The organism is Stenotrophomonas sp. YJH_SMC_33 (assembly GCF_059372295.1).
This window is the reverse complement of record NZ_JCAFVJ010000002.1, coordinates 57,857-73,089: the sequence shown is the minus strand read 5'-3', so window position 1 is coordinate 73,089 and position 15,233 is coordinate 57,857. Positions and strand designations below refer to the sequence as shown.

Sequence of the window (15,233 nt, the reverse complement as noted above, 5' to 3'; positions counted from 1 at the left end):
AGGGACGTACTTGCGCCGTCCCCCGCAACCTGAGCCACCCCGCCTCCCCTCAGGAAGCCCGCTTTTGACGTTGCTGTTGAAGCTGCCGGCCAGCGGCCGGCACTACCGCGGGTGCAGGGCGCAGCCCTGCAAACAAACCCCACCCTCAGTAACGGGGCCGGCCTTCTTCCAGCACCTGGCGCAGGAACGGCACGGTGATCCGCCGCTTCGCCGCCAGCGATTCGCGGTCCAGCCAGTCCAGCAGCGTGATCAACCCACCCAGCTCGCGCCCGGTGTGCGACAGCAGCCACTCGATGGCCGCTTCGTCGATGGCCAGGCCGCGTCGCAGCGCGCGCTCGCGCAGCACCGCAGCACGACCTTCCTCATCCAGCGGCTGCAGCAGCACGCGCACGCACTGGCCCAGCCGCGAACGCAGGTCCGGCAGTACCAGGCCCAGTTCTTCCGGCGCCTTCTGCGCCGTGTACAGCACGGTCACGCCTGCTGCACGCGCGCGGTTGTGGAAATCAAACAGCGCGATCTCGTCCTCGCGGTTGCCGGCAACCTCGTCCAGCCCGTCCAGCGCCACCAGTTCGCGTGCGTCCAGCCCGTCGAGCGCTGCACGAACGCGGCCGGCGGCGCTGGCCAGTGGCACGTACGTCGGCAGGCGCCCGGCCTGCTCGGCGCTGGAGCACGTCGCCAGCGCCTGGTGGGTCTTGCCGGTGCCCGCCGCGCCTTCCAGGTAGACCCAATCGTGGCTGGCGCCGACCGCGATCGCACGCAGCTGCGCCAGCGCGCCATCCGGCGCACCGATGAAGGTCTCCAGGCGCTGGTCCCGCGGGTAATGCAGGGCCAGCGGCAGTTGCGGCACGCCCATCACTTCAGGTCGGGGCCCTTGTCGGTCGGAACGATGATATGGGGGGCGTCGACCACGCCATCAAGCACGATCGCCGGCTTCTCGCCCACGTACAGCTCGCTCTGGCGGTAACGCTGGTGGGCATAGCGCAGCAGCACGTTGGTCACCGCCGCCACCGGCAGCGCCAGCAGCATGCCGAGGAAGCCGAACAGCTGGCCGCCGGCCATCACCGCGAAGATCACCGCCACCGGATGCAGGCCGATCTTGTCGCCGACAATGCGCGGGGTCAGTACGTAGCTCTCCAGCAGCTGGCCCACGGTGAACACCACGCCGACCAGGATCAGCAGCTTCAGGTCGAAGCCCTGTGCCTGCACCAGCGCGGCAATCACCGCCATCAGCACGCCGGTGGTCGCGCCCAGGTAGGGGATGAAGCTGATCAGGCCGGCAATCAGGCCAATCAGCAGGCCCAGCTTGAGGCCTACCAACGACAGGCCGCCGGCGTAGATCACGCCCAATGCCAGCATCACCAGGAACTGGCCGCGGATGAACGCCCCCAACACCTCGTTGGACTCACGCGCCAGCGCAGTGATGGTGCCGATGTGGTTGCGCGGAATCACCGAGGCCACCCGCTCGACCAGCTTGTCCCAGTCGCGCAGGAAGTAGAACGCCAGGATCGGCAGCAGCAGGATGTTGACCACCCAGGTCACCATCGCAAAACCCGATCGCGAGACGTAGCCCATGAACGTGGTGGCGACGCCGCCGGCCTGCTGCCAGTGGCTGCGCACCCACTCGATCAGGCGGTCCGGATCCAGCCACTGCATCACTTCCAGGCCGGTCTTCTGCTCGAACCAGGGAATCCCCTTTTCCATCAGCCACGCCTGCGCCTGCGGCGCGACCGCGATCAGGGTGGTGATCTGGCGCTCGATCATCGGCACCAGCACCAGCAGCAGCGCCACGATCACCAGCACCATCGCCGCGAACACCAGCACCACGCCGGTCATGCGCGAGCGGCCGGTGGCCTCGATGCGGTCCACCAGCGGGTCGCCCAGCCAGGCCAGTGCCAGCGCCAGCACGAACGGGGTCAGGATCGGGGCCAGCAGCCACACCACCCAGCCGACCAGGCCGGCGAACAGGATGTACTTCAGCCGGCGCAGGAACTGCGCGATTTCCGCTTCCGGGGTCAGGGTCATCGCAGGCGGTACTCATTGCTGACCGGTGCTGCGACCGGGGCACCGGTGGTGTCGTCGATCGGCGTCGGCAGGGCCGGCAGCGGCGCGCTCGGCACCAGTACACCGTTGTCGCCCAGCATGCGGTTGAAGCCGGCCAGGCCGGTGGTCATCTCCAGGCTCAGCTCCAGCTGGCCGGCCGAAGCATGCAGCGGGGTGACGTTGCGCACCACCGGCACCTCGCGCAGGCCGGCGGCAAGGCGCAGGTAGTCGTCGGCACTGTTGATGCCGGTGACCACCACGCGGTAGGTTCCGGCCTGGCCGACGGCGGCGCCGGCCTTCGCATAGCGCCTGACCAGCGCATCGGCGGCGCCATCGGCGCCGGCCGCCATCGCCCGCATGGCGTTGGCGTCCTTGCTGGTCCACTTGTTCAGCTCACGGCCGTTGTCGACGAACACCCAGTCCGCCTGCCAGCCGCCGTTGGCGCGGTAGAGCTTGCCGATCAGCTGCATCGGCGGTGAGTAGCGCGAGGAAGCGCGGGCCACGGCGGCACTGTCCTGGCGCCAGATGGCACCGGCCAGCGCCTGCTCGGCGGCACCGCCGCTGGGCAGGCCGAGCTTGTAGCCGCGCTCGATGGCGCGGTTCAGCAGTGGGCGGGCGGCATTGGCCTGCTGCACGCTGACCAGGCGCGGTCCGCTGCCGTCATCCACGGCCAGCCACACCACCGGCTTTGGTCGCGGCTGCGGCCACAGCGGCAGGCCCAGCGCCGAGACCAGCGAGTCGACATCATCCTCGCGGAAGCGGGCCACCAGCAGGGTCCTGAAGCTCGGCGCGCCACTGGCGCCCACGCTCTGGTCCTGCTTGTAGTCGTAGCTGGCCACGTAGTCCTTGGCGTTGCGCAGCGCCTGCACCACGCCGGGGCGGGACATCACGTTGCGGTCGCCGGACAGTTTGCCCAGCACCACGCTCAGGGCACGGGCCAGGGCGCCGTTGCGATCGGCTTCGGCCTGGCTGTTGACGGGCACTTCGGCCTCGTACGCACCCGAGGCAGTGGCAACATCTCCCTCGGTGCGAAGGCCGCTCTGGGCCATCGTGGCCACCGGCAGGCTCAGCGCAAGGAGCAGGGTCAGAATCAGGCTGCGGCGCATCAGGACATCCATTGGCTCGACGTATCCGGGGGAATTGTTGCCCGAATACGGCCTTTGCGCCAATGCGGCCTGTTAAAATCGCCCGTTCAACCCCTGCCAGCGCCGACGCCCGTGACCAACACCCCGTCTTCCGCCCCCTCCCCCCTTACCTATCGTGACGCGGGTGTCGACATCGACGCCGGCAACGAGCTGGTCGAGCGGATCAAGCCCCTGGTCAAGCGCAGCTTCCGGCCGGAAGTGATGGGCGGCCTGGGCGGCTTCGGCGCCCTGTTCGACCTGTCCAACAAGTACCGCGAGCCGGTGCTGGTGTCGGGTACCGACGGCGTGGGCACCAAGCTGAAGCTGGCGCACCAGCTGAACCGCCACGATACGATCGGCATCGACCTGGTCGCCATGTGCGTGAACGACGTGCTGGTACAGGGTGCCGAGCCGCTGTTCTTCCTGGACTACTTCGCGACCGGCAAGCTGGACATCGACACCGCCGCGGCGGTCGTGGGCGGCATCGCCAACGGCTGCACCGAGGCCGGCTGCGCGCTGATCGGTGGTGAAACCGCTGAAATGCCCGACATGTATGCCCCGGGCGAATACGACCTGGCCGGCTTCACGGTGGCCGCGGTCGAGAAGAGCGAGCTGAAGGACGGCGCCAGCGTGGCTGCCGGCGACGTGCTGATCGGCATCGCCTCGTCCGGCCCGCACTCCAACGGCTACTCGCTGGTGCGCCGCATCTACGACCGTGCCGGCCGCCCGGCCGATCTGGAGCTGGAAGGCGGCGTGAAGCTGGTCGATGCGCTGATGGCGCCGACCCGCCTGTACGTCAAGCCGATCCTGGCGCTGCTGAAGTCACACGGCGAGGCCATTCACGGCATGGCCCACATCACCGGTGGCGGGCTGACCGAGAACATCATCCGCGTGGTGCCCGACGGCCTCGGCCTGGACATCCAGGCCTCGTCCTGGACCCTGCCACCGGTATTCCAGTGGCTGCAGAAGGAAGGCGCCGTGGCCGACAGCGAGATGTGGCGCACCTTCAACTGCGGCATCGGCTTCGTGCTGATCGTCGCGCCGGACCAAGAGGCTGCCGTGTCCGAGGCGGTCAGGGCGCAGGGCCTGGAGCACTGGACCATCGGCCAGGTGGTCACCGCCGAAGGCGCCGAGCGCGTCCACATCGGCTGAGCCCGGCAACCAGGAGCCCGCATGGACGCAACGCCCCCCCTGGCACCCACCCCGGTACCACCGCCGTTGGCGGCGGTGCCGGTCTTCAGCAGGCAGGACGCTGACCACCTGCGCGCGCTGTCCATCGCCCACTATGTGTTCGGTGGCCTGATTGCGCTGCTCTCGCTGTTTTTCATTCTGTACATCGTGCTCGGCATCAGTGCGCTGAGCGGCCATCTGCCGATGAACTCCGGGGGCCAGCCCTCGTCGCCGGCCGAACAGCGCCTGTTCGGCTGGGTGTTCACGGTCCTGGGGACCGTGTTCGTCGCCGGCGGCCTGGGCATGGCCGCATTCGTCATCCATGCCGGCCGCTGCGTGGCCCGGCGGCGTCGTTACCTGCTGTGCCTGATCGTGGCCGGCCTGCTCTGCCTGTTCGCGCCGCTGGGCACCGTTCTAGGGGTTTTCACCCTGGTCACACTGCTGCGCCCGCAGGTGAAGGCCGCCTTCGATGCAGCTGGCACGGCTGCATGACGATGCCGGGCGCGCCTCCGCCATTGCCACAGCAGACCCTGGCGCAGCTGCAGTTGGCCAGCCACCTGCAGACGCTGAAGGTGCTGTTCTACGCGCTGGCAGGTTTCCACTGGCTGGCCGCGTTGGCCTTCCTCGGTTTCATCGGCCTGGTCGCCAGCTCACGCGGGCTGGCCGATGGCGCGGTACTGGCCACGGTGTACGGGGTCATTTCGCTGTTGGCGGCCGCGCTTGGCGTCGTGCAGCTGCACACCGCACGCCTGCTGTCGCGCCGCACCGGGCTGGCCTGGTGCCAGCGCGCGGCCTGGCTGGCGGTACTGGCTGGCCCGCTGGGCATGGCCCTGACCGCCTATGCTTGGGTGTTTCTGTCCAAGCCTGACATGGCCGCATTGTTCGACCGCGGCGACCACCTCAGTGCCTGAGCCCGCAGGCAACCCATCGCTTCCTCCTGACCGATCCGACATGTCCGCGCCCGCCACCGCCGCAAACGCCACTGCCCGCGGCTATCGTGTTTCACTGCCCAAGAAGCTGGCCTTCGCCGCCGTACTGGCCGTGTTCCTGGTCAGCTGGATCGATCCGCTGTGGCCCGTCGAACAGGCCCTGCACAGCTCGCTGACCGTCGTCGGCCTGGCTGCCCTGCTCTGGGTGGACCGGCGTGGCTGGCTGGGCAATGGCGCCTTCATCGCGATCTGTGGCTTCATCGCACTGCATTGCGTGGGCGCGCGCTGGCTGTACTCCAACGTGCCCTACGACGCTTGGGCACAGGCGCTGGCCGGCTGGTCGCCGAATGCCGCCTTCGGCTGGCAGCGCAACCACTTCGACCGTCTCATCCACTTGTTGTTCGGCGTCTGCTTCACCCCCGCGCTGCTGCAGCTGGCCCGGCATGCCTGGCCGGCGCTGCGCCTGGGCCAGGCCTTCAGCCTGGCGGTGATGACGGTGATGTGCGCCAGCCTGGTCTACGAGTGGTTCGAGTGGGCCATCGCGCTGGCCCTGTCGCCCGACGCCGCCGAGGCCTACAACGGGCAGCAGGGCGACATGTGGGACGCTCATGCCGACATGCTGCTGGCGACCTTGGGCAGTCTGCTGACCTGGCCGTTGATCCGCCGGAGTGCCCGGCAATGAGCACGCCCAGCCGCATTGCCGTGCTCGCCTCCGGCCGCGGCAGCAACCTGCAGGCCATCCTTGACGCAATTGCTGACGGCCGCCTGCCCGCCGAGGTTGTCGGCGTGTTCTCCGACCGCCCAGCCGCAGCCGCGCTGCAACGGGTCGGCGACAGCCTGCGCTGGGCGCATGCACCGAAAGAATTCGGTGACCGCGCCGCCTACGAGCAGGCCTTGGGCGATGCACTGGCCGCGGTCGCGCCGGATCTGATCGTCTGCGCCGGCTACATGCGCATTCTCGGCGCCGACTTCGTGCAGCGCTTCAATGGCCGGCTGGTCAACATCCACCCCTCCCTGCTACCGCTGCACAAGGGGCTGGACACGCATGCGCGGGCGCTGCACGCCGGCGATGCGGAGCATGGGGCCAGCGTGCACCTGGTGGTGCCCGAGCTGGATGCCGGCGCCGTGCTGGCCCAGGCGCGGGTGCCGGTGATGCCCGGCGATGACGCCGACAGCCTGGCGGCGCGTGTGCTGGCGGTGGAGCATCCGCTGCTGATCGCCACCCTGCAGCTGCTGTGCGCCGGCCGCCTGGCTGAACGGGAGGGCCAGCCACTGCTGGATGGTCACCCCCTGTTTAGCCCACTGGTCCTAGATTCCGCCGGGAACCTGAACCGGTAACGCCCACGCACACGCCCCGCTGACTGCGGGGCTGGCATCCTGCCCCCCTCCTGCAGCTCCTGTCCTCCATGAAGACCACGACCCTGCTGTCCACTTCATTGCTGCTGTCGCTTGTCGTGCTTCCCGGCGTGGGTTGGGGCCAGGCACAGGCGCCTGCCTCGCCGGTTCCGGCGCCAGCGGTGCAACCGCCGGCCGAAACGACGGCCCCGGCCCTGCCGGCATTGGCGTGGGAACCGCCGCCGCTGCAGCCGTTCAGCGCCACCTACCAGGCCTTCTACAAGGGCAAGGAGGCCGGCGACGCCAGCATGCAGGTCACCCACACCGGCGGCAACCAGTGGCGGGTGGACATGCAGGTGGTCGGCCGCCGCGGGTTCGCCAGCGTGCTGGGACTGAACATCGAGCAGAGCACGGTCTTCGAGGAGCGCGCTGGCACCTATGCACCGCTGAGCCAGAGCACGGTGCGCAAGGGCCTGTTTCTCGGCAAGAAGGCGGTCGGCACGTACAACTGGCAGGCCGGTACCGCGCAGTGGAGTGGCGATGTCGAGAAGAAGCGCGCACAGCCGATTCCGCTGCAGCCGGGCGACCAGAGTGCGCTGCTGATCAATCTGGCAATCATGCGCGACGCCCGCCCAGGCGCCGCGATGCACTACCGCTACGTGGACATGGGCAAGGTCCGCCAGCATGACTACCAGGCCGCGCCGCAGACCGAGAACGTCGAGGTCGGCGACCTGTCCTACAACGCGCTGCGGGTCTACCGGACCAACGGCGGCAAAAATGAAACCATCCTCTGGATCGCCAACGGGGTCCCCACCCCGGTGCGCATCCTGCAACGCGAAGACGGCGAAGACCGCGTCGATCTGCGCCTGATCGAATACCAAGGAGTCTGAGCATGAGCATCCCGACCCGCCCCCTCGCCTGGATCGCGGCCGCTGCCCTGTCCGTGGCCAGCCTGCCGGCCATGGCCCTGCAACCTTTCAAGGCGGATTACCTGGCCAGCTACATGGGCATGCAGGCCAACGGCACGATGACCCTGTCCAACGAAGGCAGCAACAAGTGGCGCTACAGCCTGCAGGTGAAGAACCAGCTGGCCGACCTGAGCCAGAGCACCGTGTTCGAGGAAGTGCGTGGGCAACTGCGCCCGCTGAGCAGCCAGGACCGCTCGGCGCTGCTGGTGAAGAAGCGCAACGTGCAGGCCAATTACAACTGGACCAGCAACCAGGCCACCTGGACCGGCGACATCAAGCCGGACCGTGCCGGCCCCATCGCGCTGAAGGCCGGTGACATGGATGCGCTGCTGATCAACCTGGCGATCACCCGTGACCTGGCCGCCGGCAAGCCGCTGACCTATCGCATGGTCGACGAAGGCCGCATCAAGAACATGACCTACCGCGTGGTCGGCAAGGAATCGATCAGCGTGGGCGGCAAGAGCTACGAGGCCACCAAGGTCTCGCGCGCCGACGGCAACAAGGAGCTGATCGCCTGGATCGTGCCGGAGTTCCCGGTGCCGGCGCGCATGCTGCAGCGTGAGGGCGGACGCGATGCGCTGGACCTGACCATCAAGGCGCTGAACTGACCGGAGATCCACGTCATCCACGCATGGCGTGGATCTACTGGAAACCTGGAGTAGATCCACGCCATGCGTGGATGGACGCCCCGGGAAAAACGCCCGCTTTCGCGGGCGTTTTTCTTACTTCTTTTCCTCGGCCGCAGCGGGCTTGAACTCGGTGCGGCAGTCCACGCGGATCTGCTCGCCGGTGCTGCGCCAGACGAAGGTGCGGCAATGGCGGTTGCCGTCCTGGCTGTCGTTCACCGCGACCGCGTAGAACGATTCGATGATCTCGTCACGCGAGACCGTGCCGTCGCCATTCCAGTCCATGTCCTTCTGCTCGATGCCCTGGGTGATGGCGATGTTGGCGTACCAGGCATAGCCCAGCCACGCCAGCACGATCAGCACCAGGACCAGCAGCGCCTTGCGGCGCGGGCTGAACTTGCCGCGCAGGATCATGGCACGCGCCGGATGGTGGCGCCGAGCGAAGACAGCTTCTCTTCGATGTTCTCGTAGCCACGATCAAGGTGGTAGATGCGGTCGATGGTGGTCTCGCCGCTGGCCATCAGGCCGGCCAGGATCAGCGAGGCCGACGCACGCAGGTCGGTGGCCATCACCGGCGCACCGCTCAGGTGCTCGCTGCCACGCACGATGGCGGTGTGGCCTTCAACCTGGACGTCCGCGCCCAGGCGCAGCAGTTCGTTGACGTGCATGAAACGGTTCTCGAAGATCGTTTCGTTGATCACGCCCACGCCGTCAGCCACGCAGTTGAGCGCCATGAACTGGGCCTGCATGTCGGTCGGGAATGCCGGGTACGGCGCGGTGGTCAGGTTGACCGCCTTCGGCCGCTTGCCCTGCATGTCCAGGGTGATGGTGTCGTCGGTGGTCTCGATCTTCGCACCGGCCTCGACCAGCTTGGACAGCACCGCGTCCATGGTGTTCGGGCGCGCACGGTTGACCGTGACCTTGCCGCCAGTCATCGCTGCGGCCACCAGGAAGGTGCCGGTCTCGATGCGGTCGGGCAGCACTTCGTGGCGGCCACCGGACAGGCGCTCGACGCCTTCGATCACCAGGCGGGCGGTGCCCAGTCCTTCGATCTTCGCGCCCAGCGCGATCAGGCAATGCGCCAGATCGGTCACTTCCGGCTCCATCGCACAGTTGTCGAGGATGGTGGTGCCTTCGGCCAGCACCGCGCCCATCAGCACGTTCTCGGTGCCGGTGACACTGACCATGTCGAAGGTGAAGTGGCCGCCCTTCAGGCGCTTGGCGCTGGCCTTGATGAAGCCGTTCTCGACCACGATCTCGGCACCCAGTGCCTGCAGGCCCTTGATGTGCTGGTCGACCGGACGCGAACCGATCGCGCAGCCGCCCGGCAGCGACACTTCGGCCGCGCCGAAGCGGGCCAGCAGCGGGCCCAGCACCAGGATCGAGGCGCGCATGGTCTTGACCAGCTCGTAAGGTGCCACGTGCTGGTTGACCGAACGCGGGTCGACCACGATCGCGCTGCCGCGCGACAGCGTGCCCTGGTCGATGGTGACCTTGGCACCCAGTTCGCCCAGCAGCTTCACCGTGGTGACCACGTCGTGCAGGTGCGGCACGTTGGTGATCTCCACCGGCGCATCGGCCAGCAGGGTCGCGCAGAGGATGGGAAGGACGGCGTTCTTGGCGCCGGAGATGCTCACTTCACCGTGCAGCGCAGCGCCGCCGGTCACAACGATCTTGGCCATGTATTGGGAATCTTCTGCGGTTCAGCCGGCTTCGGCCGGGGTCACGGTTTTCAGCGCCAGCGCGTGGATCGCGCCGCCCATCAGGTCGCCGAGGGTGGCATAGACCATCCGGTGGCGGGTCAGCGGCATCTTGCCGGCAAAGGCCTCGCAGACCACGGTCGCTTCGAAATGCACGCCATCGTCGCCACGCACATCGGCGCGGGCGCCAGGCAGGCCGGTTTCGATCAGATTGCGGATGGTGTCGGCGTCCAACGGGCTTTCCTAATAAAATGTGCATCCATTCTACTTCCGCTGCGTGGCGTCCGCATGGCCGAATCCCTGTTGCCCCCCCGTTCTGCCGACCCTGCCGGCCTGATCGCCAGTGGCCGCCGCGTGTTCGAGATCGAGCGGCAGGCGCTGGAGGCCGTGGCTGACCGCCTCGGCGAGGCCTTCCAGCAGGCCTGCCAGGCGATCCTGGCCAGCCGCGGGCGTGTGGTGGCCACCGGCATGGGCAAGTCCGGGCACATCGCCCGCAAGATCGCCGCCACCCTGGCCTCCACCGGCACCCCGGCGTTCTACGTGCACCCTGGCGAGGCCGGACACGGTGACCTGGGCATGATCACCGAGGACGATGTGGTGCTGGCGCTGTCCTATTCGGGGGAGTCGGACGAGCTGCTCATGCTGTTGCCGGTGCTCAAGCGCCAGGGCAACCTGCTGATCTCCATGACCGGCCGCCCGCAGTCCAGCCTGGCCACCGGCGCCGATATCCACCTGGACGTCAGCGTGCCGGCCGAGGCCTGCCCGCTGGCGCTGGCGCCGACCTCCAGCACCACCGCCTCGCTGGCGATGGGCGATGCGCTGGCCGTGGCCCTGCTCGACGCACGCGGCTTCACCGCCGACGATTTCGCCCGCTCGCACCCGGCCGGCAGCCTCGGCCGCCGCCTGCTGCTGCACATCACCGACGTCATGCATAGCGGCGAGGACCTGCCCAGCGTGGGTGCCGACGCCAGCCTCAGCGAGGCGCTGGTGGAAATGAGCCGCAAGCGACTCGGGATGACCGCCGTGGTCGACGCCGATGGCGTGCTGATCGGCCTGTTCACCGACGGCGACCTGCGCCGCGCGCTGGACAGCGCGCTTGACGTGCGCACCGCGAAGATCGCCGACGTGATGACCCGCAACCCGCGCACCATCGGGGCCGACCAGCTGGCCGTAGAGGCCGCGCGGCAGATGGAAACCCAGAAAATCAACGGCCTGATCGTGGTCGATGACCAGGGCCGTGCGGTAGGCGCCCTGAACATTCATGACCTGTTGCGGGCCCGGGTGGTTTAACCGACAGTCCGTAGACCCCATTCAGTCTGTAATGCCCCACCCGACCCCACCGAGCCTGCTGCCCTGATGCCCTGGTCCCCGCTGCCCGCCTTCCCTGCCCACCTGCATGCCGCTGCGGCCCGCGTCCGCCTGGCCTGCTTCGACGTGGACGGCACCCTCACTGACGGTCGGCTGTACTACGACAAGGAAGGGAACGAGAGCAAGGCGTACTTCGTGCAGGATGGCCTGGGCCTGAAACTGCTGCAGCAGCACGGTATCCACCCCGTGCTGATCACCGCGCGCAACAGCCAGTCCGCGCTCAAGCGCGGCGCCGACCTAGGCATCGACACCCAGATCGCCGTGGGCGACAAGCTGGCCAGCGTGCAGGCGCTGTGCGCGCAGCACGGCGTCGGCCTGGAGCAGGTGGCCTTCATGGGCGACGACCTGCCGGACCTGGCGCCGCTGGGCGCGGTCGGCCTGGCAGTGGCCCCGGCCAACGCCCACCCGTGGATCGCCGAGCGCGTGCACTGGCAGACCCGCGCCGACGGCGGACGTGGCGCCGCCCGCGAACTGTGCGACATCCTGCTGGCCGCACAGGGCCACGTGGATGCGGTGCTGGCGAGGTTCGGCGCATGAGCCTGCCGACACTGAACTGGCGCACCCTGCTGGGCGTCGGCCTGCTGCTGGCGGCGCTGCTCAGCAGCTGGGCCGCCCTGCGCAACCGCGACAAGGGCCCGGCCAACGACAGCCAGGAGCCGGGTGTGGACTACGTTCTGCACGACTTCCAGATCGTGGCCCTGGATGAGCACGGCAAGGAGTCGACCACCCTGCGTGCGCCGCGGCTGGAGCGCCAGCGTGGCGACCAGACCATCAACATCGCCACGCCGCTGTTCGAGATGCCGGACAAGGATGGCAAGCACTGGACCCTGCGGGCCGAGACCGGCTGGCTCAGCGCCAAGGGCGACCAGATGAAGCTGCGCGGCAATGTGGCCGGCGACAGCCCGGCCGGTCCGGGCGTGGTGCCGACCACCTTCCGCACCGACCATCTGGACGTGTTCCCGAAGGAGAACCGCGCCCGCACCGACGCTCTGGTGACCATGACCCGCCCGGGCATGGAACAGTCCGGCGTCGGCTTCGAAGTGGATTCGAAGAACAACACGTATCATTTCCTCAGCCAGTCCAAGGGCCGTTACACGCCCAAACGCTGATTCCGCCGCCAGCCCGCGACGTCTCCGGACAGGCGCAGGGCCGGCAGCCCCACCCTCCGCCCCCGGCCCGCCCGGGAGGCCCCCACCGGTAGAACGGACCCCGATGAAGATTTCCTTTGCCGCCGTACTCGCGCTCGGTCTTCTTGTCCCCAGCGCCGCCTTCGCCAAGTCCACCGACCGCAACGAAGACATGCACATCGATTCCGGCGCCCAGTCCGGCACGCTCACCGGCGACGGCAAGACCGTGCTGTCGCAGGGCGTGATCATCACCCAGGGCACGCTGGACCTGCGCTCGTCCGAGGCCGAGATCTACCTCAAGGATGGCGAAGCCGTGCGCGCGGTGTTCACTGGCAAGCAGGCCAAGATGAAGCAGCAGCTCGATGACGGCACCTGGATGGATGCCGTTGCCGACCGCATCGACTACGACATCAAGACCGAGATCATCACCCTGACCGGCAACTACAAGGTCACCAGCGCGCGCGGCACCAATGCCGGCCAGCGCATGGTCTACAACACCCGCACCGGCGAAATGAACTCCGGTGGTGACGGCAGCCGTGTGCGCACCGTCATCCCGCCGAAGAACAAGACCCCGGCCGCGCCTGCGGCACAGCCCAAGGCCACCACGCCGGCGCAGCCGGCCGGGAGCAGGAAGTAATGCTCGTCGCCAAGGGCCTGCGCAAGAAGTACAAGCAGCGCGAAGTCGTCAAGGATTTCGGGCTGACCCTCGACGCCGGCGAAGTGGTCGGCCTGCTGGGCCCCAACGGTGCCGGCAAGACCACCTGCTTCTACATGATCGTCGGCCTGGTTGCGGCTGACGCTGGCAGCATCGTGCTCGACGGCAAGGACATCACCGGCGACCCGATGTATACCCGCGCCAAGCAGGGCGTGGGCTATCTGCCGCAGGAACCGTCGGTATTCCGCAAGCTGACCGTGGCCGACAACATCCGCCTGGTGCTGGAGCTGCGCGAAGACCTGGATGCGGCCGGCCGCGAGCGCGAATTGAACAGCCTGCTCGACGAACTGCAGCTGGGCCATGTTGCCGACCAGCTTGGCGCCAGCCTGTCCGGTGGCGAACGCCGCCGCTGCGAGATCGCCCGCGCCCTGGCAGCGCAGCCGCGCCTGATCCTGCTTGACGAGCCGTTCGCCGGTGTCGATCCGATTTCGGTCGGCGAGATCCAGCGCATCGTCACCCATCTCAAGCAGCGTGGCATCGGCGTGCTGATCACCGACCACAACGTGCGCGAGACCTTGGGTATCTGCGACCGCGCGTATATCCTCGCCGAGGGCAGCGTGCTGGCCCAGGGTTCGCCGGAAGCGATCCTGGACAACGCCGATGTACGCCGCGTCTACCTCGGGGATTCCTTCAAGCTGTGAAGCAGTCGCCGGGTCCCTTTCCTTCCTTTCGGCACAGGCATGAAGACTCGGCTGCAGACATCGTTGGGACAGCAACTGGTGCTTACGCCCCAGTTGCAGCAGGCGATCAAGCTGCTGCAGATGTCCACCACCGAGCTGGAGCTGGAAATCGCCCAGGCGGTGGAAAGCAATCCGCTGCTGGACTGGGCCGACAGCAGTGACAGCAGCAGTCCTGCCGGCGAAGGCGACGACAACGGCAACGATGCGCCCGCAGAACGCGCCGATGCCGGCGACGACTGGGCGCCGGCGGAACTGGACTGGAACGCGTCCGGCAGCGGCGGCAGCTTCGACGATGACGACGACAATGGCAGCGCCGCCGAGCGCGTAGCCGAAACCGAAACGCTGGCCGACCATCTGCTGTGGCAGCTGCATCTGTCGCATCTGTCCCCACGTGATCGCAGCATCGGTGCCGCGCTCATCGATGCACTGGACGATGACGGTTATCTGCGCGAACCGCTGGGCACCATCGCCGACACCCTGTTGCCGGCGATCCACGCCGGCGAGGACGAGATCCTCGCCGTGCTGCATCGCATCCAGCGCTTCGATCCGGTGGGTGTGGCTGCACGCACGCTGGGCGAATGCCTGCTGCTTCAGCTGGATGTGCTGCCCGGCGAAACGCCCGGGCTGGCGCTGGCGCGACAGATTGCCGCAGGCCCGCTGGAACGGCTGCCACGCAGTGGCGTCGCCGGGCTTGCTCATGAGTTGAAGCAGCCGATGGACGAGGTCGAGACTGCCGTCGCACTGCTGCGCTCGCTGGACCCGCGCCCGGGCACGCAGATCGCACCGCTGTCGCAGGACACTTACGTGGTGCCGGACGTGGTGGTATGGCGGCAGAACGGCGTGTGGCGCGCTGCACTGGCCGCCCATGCCGGGCCGAAGGTGGTGATCCACCGCGGCTACGAACAGCTTATCCGGCGTTGCGGCGACGCCGATGCCGGCTACCTGCGTGCCCAGCTGCAGGAAGCACGCTGGCTGCTGAAAGGCCTGCAGCAGCGCGGCGAAACCCTGTTGCGCGTCGTGCGCAGCCTGATCCTGCAGCAGGCCGGCTTCCTTGAATTCGGCGAGCAGGCGCTGCGCCCACTGACCCTGCGCGAGATTGCCACCGAACTGGGCCTGCACGAATCCACGGTGTCGCGTGCGATCGCCCGCAAGCACGTGCGCACCCCGCGCGGCACCCTGCCACTGCGGGCCTTCTTCGCCTCCGGCATCGATACCGACGGCGGCGGCGAGGCGTCCAGCACCGCCATCCAGGCGATGATCCGGCGCCTGATCGACGATGAGAATCCGCGCAAGCCGCTTTCTGACGCCAAGCTGGCTGACCTGCTCAAATCGTCGGGAATCCCAGTAGCGCGGCGCACCGTGGCGAAGTATCGTGAAGCCATGAACATTTCCGCCTCGCACGAAAGGGTCAGAATCGCTTGACGCGCCGCCGCGCCCGGCGGAGAGGTTCA

The 15,233-nt window shown here is 68.0% G+C and carries 19 protein-coding genes; 13 read left to right on the top strand and 6 right to left on the bottom strand.

The annotated features are described in order from the left end of the window. Window positions 1-145: 145 nt before the first annotated feature. From hda to AC5P9W_RS04170, 3 genes are read right to left on the bottom strand one after another with little or no spacing between them, the layout of a single operon-like run. Entirely contained in the window at window positions 146-853 is a 708-nt protein-coding gene (hda, locus tag AC5P9W_RS04180) for a DnaA regulatory inactivator Hda (protein ID WP_021202582.1), read from the bottom strand. After that, a complete protein-coding gene (locus tag AC5P9W_RS04175) occupies window positions 853-2,022 on the bottom strand; it encodes an AI-2E family transporter (protein WP_111099197.1) in 1,170 nt (389 codons plus the stop codon). Before AC5P9W_RS04175 ends, hda begins: the two co-directional genes overlap by 1 nt. After that, window positions 2,019-3,158, bottom strand: a complete 1,140-nt coding sequence (locus tag AC5P9W_RS04170) for a DUF2066 domain-containing protein (RefSeq protein WP_019659435.1) — start codon at window positions 3,156-3,158, stop codon at window positions 2,019-2,021. Before AC5P9W_RS04170 ends, AC5P9W_RS04175 begins: the two co-directional genes overlap by 4 nt. A gap of 99 nt (window positions 3,159-3,257) precedes the next feature. Between AC5P9W_RS04170 and purM the strand changes: the two genes are divergently transcribed. From purM to AC5P9W_RS04135, 7 genes are all read left to right on the top strand, one after another. After that, entirely contained in the window at window positions 3,258-4,316 is a 1,059-nt protein-coding gene (gene purM, locus AC5P9W_RS04165; RefSeq protein WP_188250362.1) for a phosphoribosylformylglycinamidine cyclo-ligase, read from the top strand. Between the two features lie 21 nt (window positions 4,317-4,337). Next, window positions 4,338-4,826, top strand: a complete 489-nt coding sequence (locus AC5P9W_RS04160; RefSeq protein WP_019659437.1) for a hypothetical protein — start codon at window positions 4,338-4,340, stop codon at window positions 4,824-4,826. Continuing rightward, window positions 4,823-5,245: a hypothetical protein gene (locus AC5P9W_RS04155; protein ID WP_155029072.1), complete on the top strand. Its 423-nt coding sequence runs from the start codon at window positions 4,823-4,825 to the stop codon at window positions 5,243-5,245. Before AC5P9W_RS04160 ends, AC5P9W_RS04155 begins: the two co-directional genes overlap by 4 nt. A 40-nt stretch (window positions 5,246-5,285) precedes the next feature. Next, the gene (locus AC5P9W_RS04150) at window positions 5,286-5,945 is read left to right on the top strand and encodes a DUF2238 domain-containing protein (protein ID WP_019659439.1); all 660 of its coding nucleotides are present in this window, start codon (window positions 5,286-5,288) and stop codon (window positions 5,943-5,945) included. Next, window positions 5,942-6,601 (top strand): phosphoribosylglycinamide formyltransferase, encoded by a 660-nt coding sequence (purN, locus tag AC5P9W_RS04145; protein WP_495218888.1) that lies wholly within the window; start codon window positions 5,942-5,944, stop codon window positions 6,599-6,601. Before AC5P9W_RS04150 ends, purN begins: the two co-directional genes overlap by 4 nt. A gap of 68 nt (window positions 6,602-6,669) precedes the next feature. Beyond that, the gene (locus AC5P9W_RS04140) at window positions 6,670-7,488 is read left to right on the top strand and encodes a DUF3108 domain-containing protein (RefSeq protein WP_155029070.1); all 819 of its coding nucleotides are present in this window, start codon (window positions 6,670-6,672) and stop codon (window positions 7,486-7,488) included. A 2-nt stretch (window positions 7,489-7,490) separates the two neighbouring features. Continuing rightward, entirely contained in the window at window positions 7,491-8,174 is a 684-nt protein-coding gene (locus AC5P9W_RS04135) for a DUF3108 domain-containing protein (protein WP_171952374.1), read from the top strand. A 114-nt stretch (window positions 8,175-8,288) separates the two neighbouring features. Here the strand turns inward: AC5P9W_RS04135 and AC5P9W_RS04130 are convergent, their stop codons facing one another. From AC5P9W_RS04130 to AC5P9W_RS04120, 3 genes are read right to left on the bottom strand one after another with little or no spacing between them, the layout of a single operon-like run. After that, complete coding sequence (locus tag AC5P9W_RS04130) at window positions 8,289-8,606, bottom strand: EF-hand domain-containing protein (RefSeq protein WP_155029068.1); 318 nt, start codon at window positions 8,604-8,606, stop codon at window positions 8,289-8,291. Beyond that, window positions 8,603-9,874: a UDP-N-acetylglucosamine 1-carboxyvinyltransferase gene (murA, locus tag AC5P9W_RS04125; protein WP_288041615.1), complete on the bottom strand. Its 1,272-nt coding sequence runs from the start codon at window positions 9,872-9,874 to the stop codon at window positions 8,603-8,605. The genes AC5P9W_RS04130 and murA overlap by 4 nt, the downstream gene beginning before the upstream one ends. A 21-nt stretch (window positions 9,875-9,895) precedes the next feature. Continuing rightward, window positions 9,896-10,126 (bottom strand): BolA family protein, encoded by a 231-nt coding sequence (locus AC5P9W_RS04120; protein WP_107230079.1) that lies wholly within the window; start codon window positions 10,124-10,126, stop codon window positions 9,896-9,898. A gap of 54 nt (window positions 10,127-10,180) precedes the next feature. On the opposite strand from AC5P9W_RS04120, the gene AC5P9W_RS04115 reads away from it, so the two are divergent. From AC5P9W_RS04115 to AC5P9W_RS04090, 6 genes are all read left to right on the top strand, one after another. Further along, window positions 10,181-11,182 carry a KpsF/GutQ family sugar-phosphate isomerase gene (locus tag AC5P9W_RS04115; RefSeq protein ID WP_495218887.1) on the top strand — a complete coding sequence of 334 codons (1,002 nt, stop codon included), beginning with the start codon at window positions 10,181-10,183 and terminating at the stop codon, window positions 11,180-11,182. 66 nt (window positions 11,183-11,248) lie between these two features. Next, a complete protein-coding gene (locus AC5P9W_RS04110; RefSeq protein WP_019659446.1) occupies window positions 11,249-11,797 on the top strand; it encodes a KdsC family phosphatase in 549 nt (182 codons plus the stop codon). Beyond that, complete coding sequence (lptC, locus tag AC5P9W_RS04105) at window positions 11,794-12,369, top strand: LPS export ABC transporter periplasmic protein LptC (RefSeq protein WP_021202590.1); 576 nt, start codon at window positions 11,794-11,796, stop codon at window positions 12,367-12,369. The genes AC5P9W_RS04110 and lptC overlap by 4 nt, the downstream gene beginning before the upstream one ends. A 103-nt stretch (window positions 12,370-12,472) precedes the next feature. Next, window positions 12,473-13,024 (top strand): lipopolysaccharide transport periplasmic protein LptA, encoded by a 552-nt coding sequence (lptA, locus tag AC5P9W_RS04100; RefSeq protein WP_019659448.1) that lies wholly within the window; start codon window positions 12,473-12,475, stop codon window positions 13,022-13,024. After that, window positions 13,024-13,743, top strand: coding sequence for an LPS export ABC transporter ATP-binding protein (lptB, locus tag AC5P9W_RS04095; protein WP_019659449.1), 720 nt, complete (start codon window positions 13,024-13,026; stop codon window positions 13,741-13,743). Before lptA ends, lptB begins: the two co-directional genes overlap by 1 nt. A 39-nt stretch (window positions 13,744-13,782) precedes the next feature. Continuing rightward, window positions 13,783-15,204, top strand: coding sequence for an RNA polymerase factor sigma-54 (locus AC5P9W_RS04090; RefSeq protein WP_233653164.1), 1,422 nt, complete (start codon window positions 13,783-13,785; stop codon window positions 15,202-15,204). Window positions 15,205-15,233 lie beyond the last annotated feature (29 nt).

Excerpts from the sequence above, each read along its gene's own strand:
- hda (WP_021202582.1), bottom strand. The coding sequence starts at position 853 with ATGGGCGTGCCGCAACTGCCGCTGGCCCTGCATTACCCGCGGGACCAG.
- AC5P9W_RS04175 (WP_111099197.1), bottom strand. The coding sequence starts at position 2,022 with ATGACCCTGACCCCGGAAGCGGAAATCGCGCAGTTCCTGCGCCGGCTG.
- AC5P9W_RS04170 (WP_019659435.1), bottom strand. The coding sequence starts at position 3,158 with ATGGATGTCCTGATGCGCCGCAGCCTGATTCTGACCCTGCTCCTTGCG.
- AC5P9W_RS04160 (WP_019659437.1), top strand. The coding sequence starts at position 4,338 with ATGGACGCAACGCCCCCCCTGGCACCCACCCCGGTACCACCGCCGTTG.
- AC5P9W_RS04155 (WP_155029072.1), top strand. The coding sequence starts at position 4,823 with ATGACGATGCCGGGCGCGCCTCCGCCATTGCCACAGCAGACCCTGGCG.
- AC5P9W_RS04150 (WP_019659439.1), top strand. The coding sequence starts at position 5,286 with ATGTCCGCGCCCGCCACCGCCGCAAACGCCACTGCCCGCGGCTATCGT.
- purN (WP_495218888.1), top strand. The coding sequence starts at position 5,942 with ATGAGCACGCCCAGCCGCATTGCCGTGCTCGCCTCCGGCCGCGGCAGC.
- AC5P9W_RS04140 (WP_155029070.1), top strand. The coding sequence starts at position 6,670 with ATGAAGACCACGACCCTGCTGTCCACTTCATTGCTGCTGTCGCTTGTC.
- AC5P9W_RS04135 (WP_171952374.1), top strand. The coding sequence starts at position 7,491 with ATGAGCATCCCGACCCGCCCCCTCGCCTGGATCGCGGCCGCTGCCCTG.
- AC5P9W_RS04130 (WP_155029068.1), bottom strand. The coding sequence starts at position 8,606 with ATGATCCTGCGCGGCAAGTTCAGCCCGCGCCGCAAGGCGCTGCTGGTC.
- murA (WP_288041615.1), bottom strand. The coding sequence starts at position 9,874 with ATGGCCAAGATCGTTGTGACCGGCGGCGCTGCGCTGCACGGTGAAGTG.
- AC5P9W_RS04115 (WP_495218887.1), top strand. The coding sequence starts at position 10,181 with ATGGCCGAATCCCTGTTGCCCCCCCGTTCTGCCGACCCTGCCGGCCTG.
- AC5P9W_RS04110 (WP_019659446.1), top strand. The coding sequence starts at position 11,249 with ATGCCCTGGTCCCCGCTGCCCGCCTTCCCTGCCCACCTGCATGCCGCT.
- lptC (WP_021202590.1), top strand. The coding sequence starts at position 11,794 with ATGAGCCTGCCGACACTGAACTGGCGCACCCTGCTGGGCGTCGGCCTG.
- lptA (WP_019659448.1), top strand. The coding sequence starts at position 12,473 with ATGAAGATTTCCTTTGCCGCCGTACTCGCGCTCGGTCTTCTTGTCCCC.
- lptB (WP_019659449.1), top strand. The coding sequence starts at position 13,024 with ATGCTCGTCGCCAAGGGCCTGCGCAAGAAGTACAAGCAGCGCGAAGTC.
- AC5P9W_RS04090 (WP_233653164.1), top strand. The coding sequence starts at position 13,783 with ATGAAGACTCGGCTGCAGACATCGTTGGGACAGCAACTGGTGCTTACG.